Origin of the sequence: Mesorhizobium sp. M7A.F.Ca.US.005.03.1.1, assembly GCF_003997975.1 — a bacterium.
Classification (GTDB): domain Bacteria; phylum Pseudomonadota; class Alphaproteobacteria; order Rhizobiales; family Rhizobiaceae; genus Mesorhizobium; species Mesorhizobium ciceri.
Map to the genome: position 1 here is coordinate 1 of NZ_RZRO01000136.1, position 13,097 is coordinate 13,097.

Consider the following 13,097-nt stretch of genomic DNA (forward strand, 5'->3'; position numbering starts at 1 on the left):
TCCTGGAGACGCGGACACTGGCGCCGGGTGCCGTCTTCAGCTTCGACCTGGCTGAAGAAGCCGACACGGTCAGCATCAGTGGCGAAGGCTTGGAGCGGCGGCTGACGCTGTCGCCCTACTCGGCGGATCTCGGCCTGCTGTCCGCGCAACGCGCCGGCATTGCCACCGATGCCGCTCTCGAAACGATCGGTTTCGACGATGTGACGTCGCGCACCTTCAGGAAAATTCCGGCCGGTCATGCCGGATTGGCGTGGCGCAACCTGAATGCGATGGCGCGCGACTACACCAAGGACAGCCAGGGCTATGTCAATGGCAACGTCTCCGGTGACCATGTGCTCTACACCAGCAGCGGGCTGCCTGCCGAATTCAGCTGCGAACGGCCGTTCGGCTTTCACTCGGTCATGCTGAGCGCCGCCTGGCTGGCGTCGGAAGGGGAGGTGGCGCTGATCGAAAGCTGGCTTGGCGAGCAGCTGATTGCAAGCGATCAGATCACGCTGTCGGCGCTGACGCCGTTGCACTATGCCCCGATGCTCAAAGCTGTAACGCGTGTTCGCCTGTCGACGAAGCACTATTGGCAAATGGTCGTGGACGATTTGGTCCTGACACGCTGAGATTTGGGCATGCCAAAGCGGAGCGAATTTCGCCCCGCTTCAATCAGGTTACGTTTACGATCAGCCCGGCACGATGATAATCGAGGCGCCGTTCGACGCTGTGACCGCCGACAGACGGCCCTTTTTCAAGAACGACGGCTTCACATAAATCTTCTTCATTTTCAGACTCTCCTAAAATCCCAGCCTGATGATGCCATACTGCGGCCATCTGTCAACCATGCGAGCTGAAAGCAACAAACAATAAACCCAACAATGCGCGACAAGGGGCCAGGGTCCCTATTCTTTGCTTCGGGCCATCCCAAAACCAATTGCACCTGGAGTTTGCTCTCCAGCGCCGGCGCGATCCGCCAGAGATGCGCCGGATTAAAGCGTGACGCTGCTCGGGGCGTTTGCCGTGACGGCGGAAAGCTTGCCCTTCTTGACGAAGGTCGGCTTCGCGTAAGTCTTCTTCATGGTGTTCTCTCCTGAACTCTCGGCGAGCATGGCAGATGCGCGACATGTGTCAACCAAGCCGGGCGCCGACGGCGGCCCTCCTGGCGCTATCGGCTGGCGGCCAGCGCCTGGCCTCCGGCTCGCTCGACGGCACGGCCCGGCTATGGGGCATGGACACCGGCCACCAGATCGCGCTGTTCGACAGCAAGACCGGCCCGATCTATGCGGGCGTCCGCCGCGGTGCTGACCGGCGGCAATGATCGCACCACCCGCGACTGGCCGCCCGACGGCGGTGACGGCGTCGTGCTGTTTGCCGGCGCGTCGGAATGAGCAAATCTTGATCACCTTGTCCGCCGTGCTATGTAAAGCCCATGCCAGCATCCAGCCTCCCAGACAACGCGCCGCTCATCGTCATCGATCTCCAGACCGGTATGTTCGACGGCGTGCACGAACCGCCGATCCATGATGCGCCAGGCATAGTCGAGCGCACCAAAGCGGTGATCGACTGGGCGCGGCGCGGCGGGCGCAAGGTCGCATTTGTCAGGCATGATGGACCCGAAGGCGATCCGTTGGCACCGGATCAGCCGGGCTGGCCGGTTTGGCCCGCACTTGGCCAAGCTGCGGACGAGCCGACCTTTGCCAAATCCGTGCGCGATGCTTTCAGCAATCCTGCCTTCGGCGACTGGGTTGCCGGGCAGGGTGCGGGTGCTGTCGTGCTCCTGGGCGCGCAGACCGATTTTTGCGTGGCCGCGACGGTCAAGGGCGCGATCGCCAGAGGGCTCGGCGTGGCCGTGGTGTCCGATGCGCACAGCACGCTGGACAATGCCAGCGAGAGTGCCGAGCAGGTCATCATCAGGCACAATGGCGAATTCGCCGAGGCCGGCGTCAATCTGGTGACCACAAAGGCGCTTGTCGGCGGCTGAAGCCCGAACGTCGCCGCAGGCCGCATTATCAGGCAGGCCGGCTTGAGGAGTTCGCGAGGGAAGACAGCGCCGGGCGCCTGCCGTGGTCGACGCGGACGGGGGGGCGCATTGTTGGGATGGCTCGGGCGCCCGCGTCAACCAGGGCGGCTCGTACCGCCGCATTAGCAACATTGCACATTGCGTGCCGCTCGAAACTTCCGCGAAAGCGGAATAGGCCGGAGCAAAAGGGCGGATTCGGCTGAGACTTTCGGCGCGCTTTCCCGGTCCGGGAGTCAAAAAGCCTGCTGGTTATTGGGAATGTCGTTCAAGGCGTTTGCCGGTGCTGCACCGGATCGGCGAGGAACGACACCGCAATCAGGTCGTCGCCATCGATCCGGCCGTGACGATCTTCCATGATGGCCGCGACCTTTTGAAAGGTTTTCATTTCGGCATCCGTCACCCGCGCATCGCGCATCCGGGCCTGGAGATCGGCCAGGCGAACGCCCAAAGCAGGGGATGTCACAGCTTTGCTTATCATCTTCACTCGTCCTGATTGGAAACTGACATGGGCAACCCGCCGCCATGGCTGGCGGCGGGTTTGGGACAATTCCAAGTTCAGTCGTAGACCTTGACGATCTTGCGGGTGCCCGGATCCACCAGGACGGTGCGGTTGTCGACCACCACGTAGCGGTATTTGACGTCGGGGATCTCATGAAGCTCGACCGTGTCCGGCAACGCGCTACCAACATTCAGTTCCACGCCGGGAATCTTGACCGAAGCGAGGGGCTGCTTCTTCACATACTCGCGGATGACCGTGTCCTGTTCAGGCTGGATGACAACGTCCTGAGCGGCAACGGCGCCCACTCCGGCCAACAGCAACAGCGCCGCTGCGGCGCCCGTTAGGTGCATTTTCATACTGTTTCTCCTTGCGAGTCAGCATGACAACATCGTCCAACGCTGACGGCAACTGAACTTGAGCCAACTGAAAATGTTCCTCAGATTGGGCTTCGGTCGGATGCTGTCTGCGACTTAAGTCTGGCCCGAGAGCGCATTGGTCTTACCGACGGGAACGGCTCTCTGTTCACGGCTGTTTGTCTCCCGGAATTCGGAGAAACAGATGGACAAAAGTGTTGGCCAAGCGCGCTGGTTGCTCGCACCGATTTTCGCGACAGCCGTTACCTTTCTGGTGATGGGAATAGTCCTTGGCTGACATGTCGTCGATCGGCGCAGCAACGTCCCTTCCTGCGCCGAGAGGGTTCGCAAGCCGCTTCGGCGCCTGGCGAACCCTCTATCTTCACCATACGCCGGCCTGCTCGTCGCTATCGTCCAGCAGTTGCTCGTCCAGTTTGCCGCTCGGCTATCGGGCCGTGTGTATCGATCGAGCCGGCGGCGAAGACAAGACACGTTGATCCGTAGGCTGCTCGCTGAAGTAAAGCGAACTGCCGAGAATGAGGAACACGATGCCCACCGCCGTCAATCCAACCATGAGCACGGCAATCGCCGTTCCTGGGCCATAGCCTGTCTTGATGATGGTGGATCGGTGGGACATCGCGGCGTTCTCCAGACACCCGGCGGTGCCGAGTTCTGCGACAAACGACAAGCGAGGCCCGATGTTCCCTCGTTGGAAGCCTCAATCGGTCACTTTGGGCTTTTGCTTTTTCCTGTAGGACCAAGGTCTTATCTGCCGAGCGCAAAGGTCCAAGGGGCCTTGTTCAGTTCCGATAATGTCCCTTGGATGTTCCGTTACTTTAGGTAAACCTGATATATTGCCTGGGCGGAAACTTAGCTGGCCAAGCAAAATCGCCCGCGAACCGGGCATGGAAAATGTGGCTTTGGCAAGTTCAACAACAGGCAGTCATGTCTCGGGCGACGAATAGCTCACGTCTCGTCGAATCCGCCCTCTCGGGTCTGATCGTGCGTGATTGCGGCTTCTTCCTCATCATCGGGGAGGGCGTCGTCGCTGTCCTGGTACGCGTTATCGTCGTCCTCGTCCGGCAGATCGCCGTCTTTTTCGACGCCGTAACGCATGTCGCCGTTTTCCGGCACGGACTCTGGCAGGATCTCGCCGCCCTTGATTGCATCCCAATCCTGCTGCTCGATGGTCGGCCCATCCGCCCGCGGTGCGTCATCTTCGATGTCGGCGCTTGGTTTGTTGCGAGGTGCCATGCTGGCCTCCAATCGTTGAAGAACTGGAGGCGAAACTCGGCGTGCCGGCGTTTGTTCCGGACCCGAAGTGCAAAGATCGGGCGTGCTCCTGGATTGTCGACGGCTGGCGTGTCAGCCCAGCCCCGCCAGCACCGCGGCCGCGGCCCGCACAGTTGCCAAGTTGCCGCGCAAATGGAGAACTTGCGGCGACTGACCCCTTACTTGCGAAGTTGCTAAAATAATGAAATGTTGTCCGCGGGAAATGAAATGAGGCAGGGACTGGTTGGAACCGGCGCGGTTTCGACGGTTTTGGAAACCATGTATTTTGGACAGTTTCTGGTAGGAATGTCAGCCACGGCCGTCATCGTCGCGGTCTGGACCTATATGACCACCGGCTCCTTCTGGGAGGCATTTGCCTGGACGATAGCGACGCTGCTTGTCCTGCAGGTCGGCTACTTCGTGCTCGTCGTGAGGCTGATCTTCAGGCGCGCACATGACATCGTGCCGAGCCAGGATCCGGTAGACGCCTTTCCGCCATTGCATCGCGACGGTGTCCAGCTTTGAGACCGGGTGACCGGGACCGATCAGGAATGGCGTTTCCATACCAGGCCGTCCACTCGAGCGCGTTCGCCCGGGCAAACTCGGGGAACGTCGCCACCAGCGCGATCACGACCGACGGCAAGGTGTTTGGTCGCTGAGACGGCGCCTTCTGAGCATATCCCTGCTGGAGATTTCGGCCCAGCGTTATCATGGGAACAGGACGCATGCGCGACCGCTCCGCATTGTGCTCAGGCCGACAGGTTGGGAACAAGTGCTGATGCTTCGCGTTCTCTGGCAGTGTCGATGAGGTTGCCGCCTCCATCGGTACTGTTATGGCTCGCTCTGCTCCCGGCGGGGCGAGCCCTTTTCGTGCCGGAGCCTTTCAAATCGTCCAGACGAAGAGGCGGATGCGCGGCCGATTTGGCGCACTGGTGCTCAGATTGAATTTTCTTCCTCTAAATATCCGTACCTATCTGTGCAAGTTCTCAAACTCTTGAACGCTGTCTGCCGAATGTTTGATCAGCAACCAATCAATATCCAGGCTGCAATCGTAATATCTTCAATTCTGAAGTTACGATGGAACCGCATGGCAGCGGTGGAGTTTTTATGGAGGGCGGAATTCAGTTATCACTAGGAGATGGCCATGAGACTTTATCTTACGAGCGCGGCGACCGCCGTCGTCCTGATGGGCGGGATTGGTGCGGCGCTGGCGGAAAACGTCGTCGTCGTCCAGCCGGAGCAGGAGACAGTCGTTCGCGAATACATCAAGAGAGAACCGCTTGCCTCGGTGAACCTTCTGGGCGTCGAGCTCAAGCTCGGCTCGTCGGTGCCGGATACGGTCGAACTGCGTGAGGTGCCCGACGTCAAATACCGCGTCGCGGTGATCAACGACCAGACGGTCCTCGTCGATCCGGAGACCCGCCAGATTGTTGAAGTGCTGCACTAGGGACCCGCAGTACTGGACCTTGGGAAAAACCCGCCCCGAACGTCGCGTCGGGGCGGGTTTCCTTTGCCGCGACCCGCGATGGCCTATTCGGCGGCCAGTCTATCCTGCGTCTTGGTCTCGAAATCGCTGGCGTCGTGGCGTTCATGCAGTTGCATGGCAGGCTCACCGAAAGCTCGGTTGACCATGCGGCCGCGCTTGACCGCCGGGCGGGCGTCGATGGCCTTCGCCCAACGCTGCACATGCTTGTACTCGTGCACCGACAGGAACTCGCCGGAATCATTGTACATGCGGCCGAGTGCCAGCCCGCCATACCAGGGCCACACCGCCATGTCGGCGATGGAATAGTCCTTGCCGCCGAGATATTCAGTCTCGGCCAACCGGCGGTCGAGCACGTCCATCTGACGCTTCACCTCCATCGAGAAGCGATCGATGGCATATTCGAACTTTTCCGGCGCATAGGCATAAAAGTGGCCGAAGCCGCCGCCCAGATACGGCGCCGAGCCCATCTGCCAGAACAGCCAGGACAGCACCTCGGCGCGGGCCGGCTGTTCGGTCGGAAGGAATTCGCCGAACTTTTCGGCGAGATAGACCAGGATCGAGCCGGATTCGAAGATGCGCACCGGTGTGGTGCCACTGTGGTCCATCAGGGCCGGAATCTTGGAGTTTGGATTGACCTCGACGAAGCCGCTGCCGAACTGGTCGCCATCGTTGATCCGGATCAGCCAGGCATCGTATTCGGCACCCTTGTGGCCGCGCGCCAGAAGCTCTTCCAGCATGACGGTGACCTTGACGCCGTTCGGCGTCGCCAGCGAATAGAGCTGCAACGGATGCTTGCCGACAGGCAGTTCCTTGTCATGCGTCGGCCCGGCGATCGGCCGGTTGATGCTGGCAAAGGCTCCGCCGCTCGGCTTGTTCCAGGTCCATACTTTCGGCGGTGTGTAGTCGGTCATTTCGTGGCCTCGTGTCGGGGAAGGATGGCAGGTCGCCATAAACTAGGGCTGCGGATGTGTAAGTTCAACTTGCGTTGAACTATTATCGATGCCCGCAGTGCCAACATCGGCAATTGGGCTCTTCCTTACCCTTGCGCCTTCTCCTGCGTGGCATACGTATAGAAGATGTCGCCAAAGCCCACCCAGGACAAAAGCATGACCATCAATCCTAATCCGCGCTCGGTCGTTGCCGTGCGGGCCACTGTTCCCGAAGATGCCTTTACGGCCGGGGCGCTCGGCACGCTCAGGGAAGGCAGCGGCGTCGTCATTCGCAATGACGGGCTGGTGCTGACCATCGGCTATCTCATCACCGAAGCGGAAGAGGTCTGGCTGACCAGCCATGACGGCCGCGTCATCCCCGCGCACGCGCTGGCCTATGACCAGGAATCGGGCTTCGGCCTGGTGCAGGCGCTGGCGCCGCTCGGCCTGCCGGCGGTGGCGCTGGGCGATGCCGGCAAGGCCAGGATCGGCGACGCCGTGGTGCTGGCCGACGGCATCGGCCAGTCGGTGCAGGCCAGGATCGTCACCAAGCAGGAATTCGCTGGCTATTGGGAGTATCTGCTCGACGAGGCGATCTTCATTGCGCCGGCGCACCCGTCCTGGGGCGGTGCCGGGCTGTTCGGCGCCGATGGCTCGCTGCTCGGCATCGGTTCGCTGCGCCTGCAGATGAGCCGCAATGGCGAGGTCGCCGATATCAACATGGTGGTGCCGATCGATCTGTTGCCGCCCATACTCGACGATCTCCTGACGCGCGGCCAGGTGGCCAAGCCGCCGCGTCCATGGCTCGGCGCCCTGTCGGCCGAAAGCGATGGCAGAGTGGTGGTGATGAGCGTGACCGAAGGCGGTCCGGCGGCCAAGGCTGGCCTGCGCCAGGGCGACATCATCTCGGACATCCGCGACGGCGCGGTCGATGGACTCGCCGATTTCTATCGCAAGCTGTGGGAGAGCGGCTCGGCCGGTGCCGAGATTCCGATGCGGGTGCTGCGCGACGGCCGCGAAACCTGGCTGCGCGTCAAGTCCGCCGACCGCGGCAGTTTTCTGAAGAAGCCGCAGCTGCAATAGCGCGTCAGCCACACGATGCATCCAAGACTGCTCAAAACCTTCCTTGCGGTGGCGCGGAGCCGCAACATCACACGCGCCGCAGAAGTGGTCCACCTCGCGCAATCGAGCGTCAGCGACCAGATCCTGGCGCTCGAGGCCGAGCTTGGCGCTGCCCTGTTCACGCGCGCGAAGTCCGGTCTCGAGCTGACGCCGGCAGGCCTAGCGCTGAAGCCGATCGCCGAGGATTTGTTGCGGCTCGACGGCGAGGCGCGCGCGGCCGTGCAGGCAGCGGCAGGTTCGACAAGCGGGCACCTGACCATCGGCGCGCTGGAGACGATCGCGTCGGCCAGGCTGGCGCCTTGGCTGCCCGGGTTCCAGGCCGGCCATTCCGACATCACCGTGCGGATGAAGGTGGCGGGCAGCGGCGCGCTGCTGCGCCAATTGGAGGATGGCGACATCGATGTCGCGTTCTGCTTCGACCGCCGTGATTTCGCGAAGGGCGCGTCGGATAAACACTTCGCCAGGCGCACGATAGCAGCCGAACCGCTGGTGCTGGTCGCGGCTCCGGGGCAGGGCAGCACCGGGCATGACCTGGCTGCCCTTGGCACGCTCTCCTTCGTGGCAACGGAGCCCGGATGTATCTACCGACACATGTTCGACACGGCCTTTGCCGAGGCGGGCGCTGCCGCACCCAGACTTGCCAACGAGGTCGGCAGTATCGGCGCCATTGCGCGGCTGGTGGCGGCCGGCGCGGGGCTCGCCCTCGTTCCACGCCTGGCCGTCACGGATGCGCTGGCACGCGGCGACATTGTCGAAATGCGATGGCCCGGCCAGATGCGGACAGCGCCGCTGGTGATGATCTGGCGCCGCCGGCGCGTCCAGCTGCCGGCGCTTAAGCAATTGCTCACTGCCGCGCGCGACACGCTGGTGCCGGCCCTGCAGCCCGCCAAGGCTGGTTCAGGACTTGAATCGTCGAACCGCTCCAAGGCCTTGTTTGCAAACAACTCCTGACGGAAGCAGCGGCGGTTCAGATCAGGCGGTGGCCGCCCTCGACATGCAGCGTCGTTCCCGTGGTAAAGCCATTGCCGATCAGGAAGGCAATGGCGTCGGCGATATCATCGGGTTGGCCAATCCGCCCGACCGGCAGCTGCTTGGCCATCGCGGCCAACGTCTCGTCCTTCCTGTCGCCGGCCACTTGCGCCCAGATCGTGGTGTCGACCCAGCCGGGCGACACGGCATTGACGCGGATCGGCGCCAACTCGACCGCCAGCGCCCGCACGAGGCCTTCGAGCGCTGCGTTGACAGCAGCAACGACGGAGCCGCGTGCGGCTGGGCGATAGGCGGCGATACCGGAGACGAAGGTCATGGAGCCGGATGCTGCCAGCCGCGGCGCACCGTGCTTGGCGAGCAGCAGCGGGCCATACAGCTTGCTCTCCACCACCCTTTGCGCCGCCTTCAGGTCAAGCTCCGGCAGCAGCCGGTAGGCGCCTTCGATGTCGGCTGCGGTGCTGACGATGTGGTCGAGTCCGCCAATCGCTGCGAACAGCGCCGAGACCTGGTCTTCGCGCGCGATGTCGACGACGGCCGTCTCCAGCCCGGCGGGATTGCCGAGCGCCTCGCGCGCCTGCCGCAGCCGGTCTTGGCCGCGCCCGGCGATGACAACCGCCGCACCGGCCTCCACGCAGTGCCGGGCCAGCGCCAGACCCATGCCGGAGCCGCCGCCGACGATCAGGATTTTCTGTTTCGAAATGCTCATTTCGCTCTGCCTTTGCTTGAATGGACAAGGGCAGGAATTGGCAGTTCGGCGCGACAGAAGGAAACGGAAGAAACCGATAGTGCCATCGGAAAGGCCGATGGAGCAGGGCGGACGAGCGCCGTCTCTGGCTCAGCGCACCAGCGGACTTTCCCAGACGACAAACAGCAGAGCTTTCAGCTGGGCAAAGCGCTCCTGCCCAAGTTCGGTGCGCCATTCCTCCTCGATGTCGTGCAGGATATCGACCATTTTCCAGAACGCGGCATGACCGCGTTCGGTGGACCGCACCACGCGCGCACCGCCATCGCCGGGAATGTCGGAGCGGACGAGGTAGCCGTACCCTTCGAGACTGCTGAGCAGCTGGTTGATGGCCTGTTTGCTCATGCCGGCACGCTCGGCGATGGTCCCGGGCCGCGCGCCGTCCGGTCCGGGAAACTGCAACACCGCCATATGCGGCAGGCGCAATTCGTCGAAACCGGCGGCGTTGAGCTCCTTGATCAGCCGCCGCTGGATCGCTTGTGCCGGCACGCGCAGCAGGGCGCCGATCAGCAGGTTCTCGGTCTTGGTCTGTAGAACTTCCGTTGAGGTGGGCATTGACGATCCGGTAAATTGAGTTTACTGATAGCGAGTAAATGTAATTTACCGGAGGGGTTTGCGCAATGTCGGTCATGAATCTTCAGGTCAATCCAGCCAATGAGACCATCGGCGACAAGGGGCTGTCGATTCGCTTCCTGGTGACGGGCGACAGTTCGAACGGCAGCATCGCCGCCTTTGAGTTGAGGGTTGCCAGCGGACTGCGCCTGCTGGCGCCGGCGCACAGCCATGATCACTACGAAGAGACGATCTACGGCATTGAAGGGGTGCTGACCTGGACCGTCGACGGCAAGCCGATCGAGGTCGGACCGGGAGAAGCGCTGTGCATCCCGCGCGGCGCAGTCCGAGCACGAGCATGGCAGGTATTCCGGGACTTTCTACAGTGGGGCGGGAAGAAAAATGTCCGGACCGACGGGCGTGAAGGAACGCCGTGCGCGCCTGCCAAGTTTGCTGCCGGAAACTGACGCAATTCATGCCACGATGCTGGCCAATGACGATGGGCATGATGCCGGAGGCAGGACGACAGTGAGAGCGATGACGCGAGCGGCAACAGCATCGAACGGACAGGCCGACTGATGGCGCCGATCAAGGTCGATCCCGACAAGGTTCATGAATTTGCGGATCCTGCCGGCTTCTACGCCTGGCTGAGCAAGCACCACGCCACGGAAACCGAAGTCTGGATCAAGATGCACAAGGTGGGGTCCGGATTGAAATCGATCACCCCCAAGCAAGCCATCGACGTGGTGCTGTGCTTCGGCTGGATCGATGCGGTGCGCAAAGGGTTGGACGACAAGAGCTTCCTGCAGCGCTACACGCCGCGCGGCAGGAAGAGCATCTGGAGCCTGATCAACATCGACAATGTGGCGCGGCTGGTCGAGGAGGGCCGCATGACCGAGCATGGGCTCAAACAGGTCGAGACGGCCAAGGCCGACGGGCGCTGGGCGCGCGCCTATGGCAGCGGCAAGGAGATGAAAATTCCCGATGATTTGCAAGCGGCCATAGACGCCGAACCCGCTGCGAAGGCGATGCTTGAAAAACTCAACGCGCAAAACCGCTTCGCGCTCGCCTTCCGCATTCACAACATGAAGACCGAGGCCGGGCGCAAGAGGAAGATCGAAGCGTTTGTGGCAATGCTGAAGCGCGGTGAGACGATCCATCCGCAAGGCAGGAAGTGAGGGTTTGGCGCGAATTCGTCTTCGGCGCCGCAAGCCTGTCCTCACGGGATCCCTCGTTGCGCGAAGCGCTTCAGGATTTGAATCGCGAAATTGTTCCAACTGCTTGTTTTCGCGCAATTCGGGGTCGGCGTGGCGCGGCCGCTTCAGCAACGACATCGCCGGTGGACGGAGGAGGGCACGGCGGCTACCCTTCGAAAGCCGCGACGATCGAGCGGCGGACCGGTCGCTGGGAGTCGTTGCCGTTGAGAAGAGTTGCTTCGTGGACGATGGCGCTGGGTCTCATTGTCATCGTCGCGTGTGTGGGAGCCGGGGTCACGCTTGCCCAGACTTCGCCCGATCAGACTTCTCCCGACCTGGCTTCCCCCTCGGCCTCGCCGGCAAAAGAGATCTCGGTCGGGATAAAACAGGCGCCGCCTTTTGCGTTCAAGCTGCAGGACGGCAGCTGGTCGGGATTGAGCATCGACCTCTGGCAGAAAATGGCCGGGCGGCTCAACCTGCGCTTCCACTATGTCGAAGTGCCTGCCGTGCAGGACCAGATCGATGGCGTCGTCAGCGGCAGATTCGATGCGGCGATGGCCGCGATCACGGTCACGGCCGACCGCGAAAAGGCCGTCGACTTCACGCAGCCCTTCTTCACGACCGGGCTCGGCATCGCGACGCCGCTCAACAACCAGCCGTCATGGCGGCCGGTGCTGCATGCCCTGACGTCGTTCGGCTTCCTGCAGGCGGTTCTGGCGCTGGTCATCATATCGGTGGTGGTCGGCGTCCTCATCTGGATGTTCGAACGCCGGCACAATGACGATTTCGGCGGCGGCGTCGCCAAGGGACTGTTTTCCAGCATGTGGTGGTCGACCATCGCCGCGACGCAGGCCAGCACCGGTGATTTCGGCCCGCGAACCGTGCCGGGGCGCGCGCTGGCCGCGCTCTGGATGATGGGATCGATCATTGCGATCGCGGTGTTCACTGCGGGTGTCACATCGGTGCTGACGGTGACGCAGATGGAAGGCATGGTGCAGGGCGAAAGCGATCTCGCCGCGGTCAGGGTCGGCGCGGTGCAGAGCTCGTCGACGGCGTCCTATCTGGATTCGACCCAGATCCGTCATCAGGACTTTGCCTCGATCCAGCAAGGCCTCAACGCGCTTCGCGCCGGCAAGATCGACGCGCTGGTGCACGACAAGCCGCTGCTTGGCTGGCTGGTCGGGCAGAATTACGCGACAAGCCTGCAGATTCTCGATGCGACCTTCGACCAGCAGCAATATGCCATTGCGCTGCCGCTCGGCAGCCCGTTGCGCAAGTCTCTCGATGTCGCCCTCCTGCAGACCATCGAAAGCGATTGGTGGAAGCAGGCCGTCTTCCAGTATCTGGGCGAGAAGTAGCCGGCAGCAATTTCAGCGGTGCTATGCGCTGGAAGAACCGCCGTCGCTATCCGAGAGTGGCGGCCTGTCTTTCAGGGATGGATGGTTGCTGTCACTGGTCCAGGTCGACCGGTGTCACGCCAAGAAGTTTCAGGGCATTGGCATAGGTCCGGATGCCTTGCGCCTGCTTGCGCTCGGCACAGAACCGGTTCGCCTTGTCCTGGAGTGCCGTTGCCTCGGCGATCTGGCTCGCACTGGCACCGGGTTTGGCTTTGGTCTGGATGGCTCCGTCGAGTTGAAGACCGAGCCGGCTGCAATATTCGCTCCGGGTGACCGCCGCATCCGACTGTGCGACCGCAAGCACGGCGAGCGAAATGCCTGTCAGGGCACCCATCCATCCGGTCGAACGTCGTTGCATGTTTCGGGACCATTTCTTCGCGTTGTGCCGCAGGCCGCGTGACCGCCGCGAGGGTGGTTATGACAGGCGATGTTTTCGCGAGTTTTTCCCGGATGTTGAATCTTGTTTCTGGAGTGTGTCTGGCGGTGAAGCTGCCAATCTCCCCCACGAGGGGGGAGATCGGCGGTGTGCGGCGCTTGCGCCTCTTCCTTTGCGG

At 62.3% G+C, this 13,097-nt stretch carries 18 protein-coding genes and 1 pseudogene; 10 read left to right on the forward strand and 9 right to left on the reverse strand.

Annotated features, from left to right (window positions below; translation table 11 throughout):
- Window positions 1-611, forward strand: a pseudogene (locus tag EN990_RS32455) (hypothetical protein); the annotation flags it as partial.
- A 60-nt stretch (window positions 612-671) separates the two neighbouring features.
- Here EN990_RS32455 and EN990_RS32460 read toward each other — a convergent pair.
- Window positions 672-770: a hypothetical protein gene (locus tag EN990_RS32460; protein WP_013530621.1), complete on the reverse strand. Its 99-nt coding sequence runs from the start codon at window positions 768-770 to the stop codon at window positions 672-674.
- Window positions 771-974: 204 nt separating this feature from the next.
- Window positions 975-1,064 carry a hypothetical protein gene (locus tag EN990_RS32465; protein WP_081714185.1) on the reverse strand — a complete coding sequence of 30 codons (90 nt, stop codon included), beginning with the start codon at window positions 1,062-1,064 and terminating at the stop codon, window positions 975-977.
- Window positions 1,065-1,099: 35 nt separating this feature from the next.
- On the opposite strand from EN990_RS32465, the gene EN990_RS32470 reads away from it, so the two are divergent.
- Complete coding sequence (locus EN990_RS32470) at window positions 1,100-1,303, forward strand: hypothetical protein (RefSeq protein ID WP_063168627.1); 204 nt, start codon at window positions 1,100-1,102, stop codon at window positions 1,301-1,303.
- Window positions 1,304-1,414: 111 nt separating this feature from the next.
- Entirely contained in the window at window positions 1,415-1,966 is a 552-nt protein-coding gene (locus EN990_RS32475) for an isochorismatase family protein (RefSeq protein ID WP_127368643.1), read from the forward strand.
- Between the two features lie 304 nt (window positions 1,967-2,270).
- Here EN990_RS32475 and EN990_RS32480 read toward each other — a convergent pair whose 3' ends face one another.
- The 3 genes from EN990_RS32480 to EN990_RS32495 all read right to left on the reverse strand — a co-directional run bounded on the left by EN990_RS32480 (window position 2,271) and on the right by EN990_RS32495 (window position 4,111).
- Window positions 2,271-2,558 carry a hypothetical protein gene (locus tag EN990_RS32480; protein ID WP_338048523.1) on the reverse strand — a complete coding sequence of 96 codons (288 nt, stop codon included), beginning with the start codon at window positions 2,556-2,558 and terminating at the stop codon, window positions 2,271-2,273.
- 2 nt (window positions 2,559-2,560) lie between these two features.
- Window positions 2,561-2,860, reverse strand: coding sequence for a DUF1236 domain-containing protein (locus EN990_RS32485; protein WP_013530625.1), 300 nt, complete (start codon window positions 2,858-2,860; stop codon window positions 2,561-2,563).
- 963 nt (window positions 2,861-3,823) lie between these two features.
- Window positions 3,824-4,111, reverse strand: coding sequence for a hypothetical protein (locus EN990_RS32495; RefSeq protein WP_063173741.1), 288 nt, complete (start codon window positions 4,109-4,111; stop codon window positions 3,824-3,826).
- 324 nt (window positions 4,112-4,435) lie between these two features.
- On the opposite strand from EN990_RS32495, the gene EN990_RS32500 reads away from it, so the two are divergent.
- Both EN990_RS32500 and EN990_RS32505 read left to right on the forward strand, forming a co-directional pair.
- A complete protein-coding gene (locus tag EN990_RS32500; protein WP_224674556.1) occupies window positions 4,436-4,654 on the forward strand; it encodes an exopolysaccharide production repressor protein in 219 nt (72 codons plus the stop codon).
- A gap of 619 nt (window positions 4,655-5,273) precedes the next feature.
- Entirely contained in the window at window positions 5,274-5,576 is a 303-nt protein-coding gene (locus tag EN990_RS32505; RefSeq protein WP_013530629.1) for a DUF1236 domain-containing protein, read from the forward strand.
- Window positions 5,577-5,659: 83 nt separating this feature from the next.
- On the opposite strand, the gene yghU is transcribed toward EN990_RS32505, so the two are convergent.
- A complete protein-coding gene (yghU, locus tag EN990_RS32510; protein WP_013530630.1) occupies window positions 5,660-6,526 on the reverse strand; it encodes a glutathione-dependent disulfide-bond oxidoreductase in 867 nt (288 codons plus the stop codon).
- 195 nt (window positions 6,527-6,721) lie between these two features.
- On the opposite strand from yghU, the gene EN990_RS32515 reads away from it, so the two are divergent.
- Together EN990_RS32515 and EN990_RS32520 are read left to right on the forward strand one after the other, a co-directional pair.
- Window positions 6,722-7,627, forward strand: a complete 906-nt coding sequence (locus EN990_RS32515; protein WP_013530631.1) for a S1C family serine protease — start codon at window positions 6,722-6,724, stop codon at window positions 7,625-7,627.
- A 15-nt stretch (window positions 7,628-7,642) separates the two neighbouring features.
- Window positions 7,643-8,617, forward strand: a complete 975-nt coding sequence (locus tag EN990_RS32520; RefSeq protein WP_127369221.1) for a LysR family transcriptional regulator — start codon at window positions 7,643-7,645, stop codon at window positions 8,615-8,617.
- A gap of 16 nt (window positions 8,618-8,633) precedes the next feature.
- Here the strand turns inward: EN990_RS32520 and EN990_RS32525 are convergent, their stop codons facing one another.
- Window positions 8,634-9,362, reverse strand: coding sequence for an SDR family oxidoreductase (locus tag EN990_RS32525; RefSeq protein ID WP_127369222.1), 729 nt, complete (start codon window positions 9,360-9,362; stop codon window positions 8,634-8,636).
- 129 nt (window positions 9,363-9,491) lie between these two features.
- Window positions 9,492-9,953 carry a MarR family winged helix-turn-helix transcriptional regulator gene (locus EN990_RS32530; RefSeq protein ID WP_063172635.1) on the reverse strand — a complete coding sequence of 154 codons (462 nt, stop codon included), beginning with the start codon at window positions 9,951-9,953 and terminating at the stop codon, window positions 9,492-9,494.
- A 65-nt stretch (window positions 9,954-10,018) separates the two neighbouring features.
- On the opposite strand from EN990_RS32530, the gene EN990_RS32535 reads away from it, so the two are divergent.
- The 3 genes from EN990_RS32535 to EN990_RS32545 all read left to right on the forward strand — a co-directional run bounded on the left by EN990_RS32535 (window position 10,019) and on the right by EN990_RS32545 (window position 12,504).
- The gene (locus tag EN990_RS32535) at window positions 10,019-10,417 is read left to right on the forward strand and encodes a cupin domain-containing protein (RefSeq protein ID WP_164753815.1); all 399 of its coding nucleotides are present in this window, start codon (window positions 10,019-10,021) and stop codon (window positions 10,415-10,417) included.
- A 111-nt stretch (window positions 10,418-10,528) separates the two neighbouring features.
- Window positions 10,529-11,128, forward strand: a complete 600-nt coding sequence (locus tag EN990_RS32540) for a YdeI/OmpD-associated family protein (RefSeq protein WP_127369223.1) — start codon at window positions 10,529-10,531, stop codon at window positions 11,126-11,128.
- Between the two features lie 242 nt (window positions 11,129-11,370).
- A complete protein-coding gene (locus tag EN990_RS32545; protein ID WP_245469232.1) occupies window positions 11,371-12,504 on the forward strand; it encodes a transporter substrate-binding domain-containing protein in 1,134 nt (377 codons plus the stop codon).
- Between the two features lie 91 nt (window positions 12,505-12,595).
- On the opposite strand, the gene EN990_RS32550 is transcribed toward EN990_RS32545, so the two are convergent.
- Window positions 12,596-12,901, reverse strand: a complete 306-nt coding sequence (locus EN990_RS32550) for a hypothetical protein (protein WP_024501716.1) — start codon at window positions 12,899-12,901, stop codon at window positions 12,596-12,598.
- Window positions 12,902-13,097 lie beyond the last annotated feature (196 nt).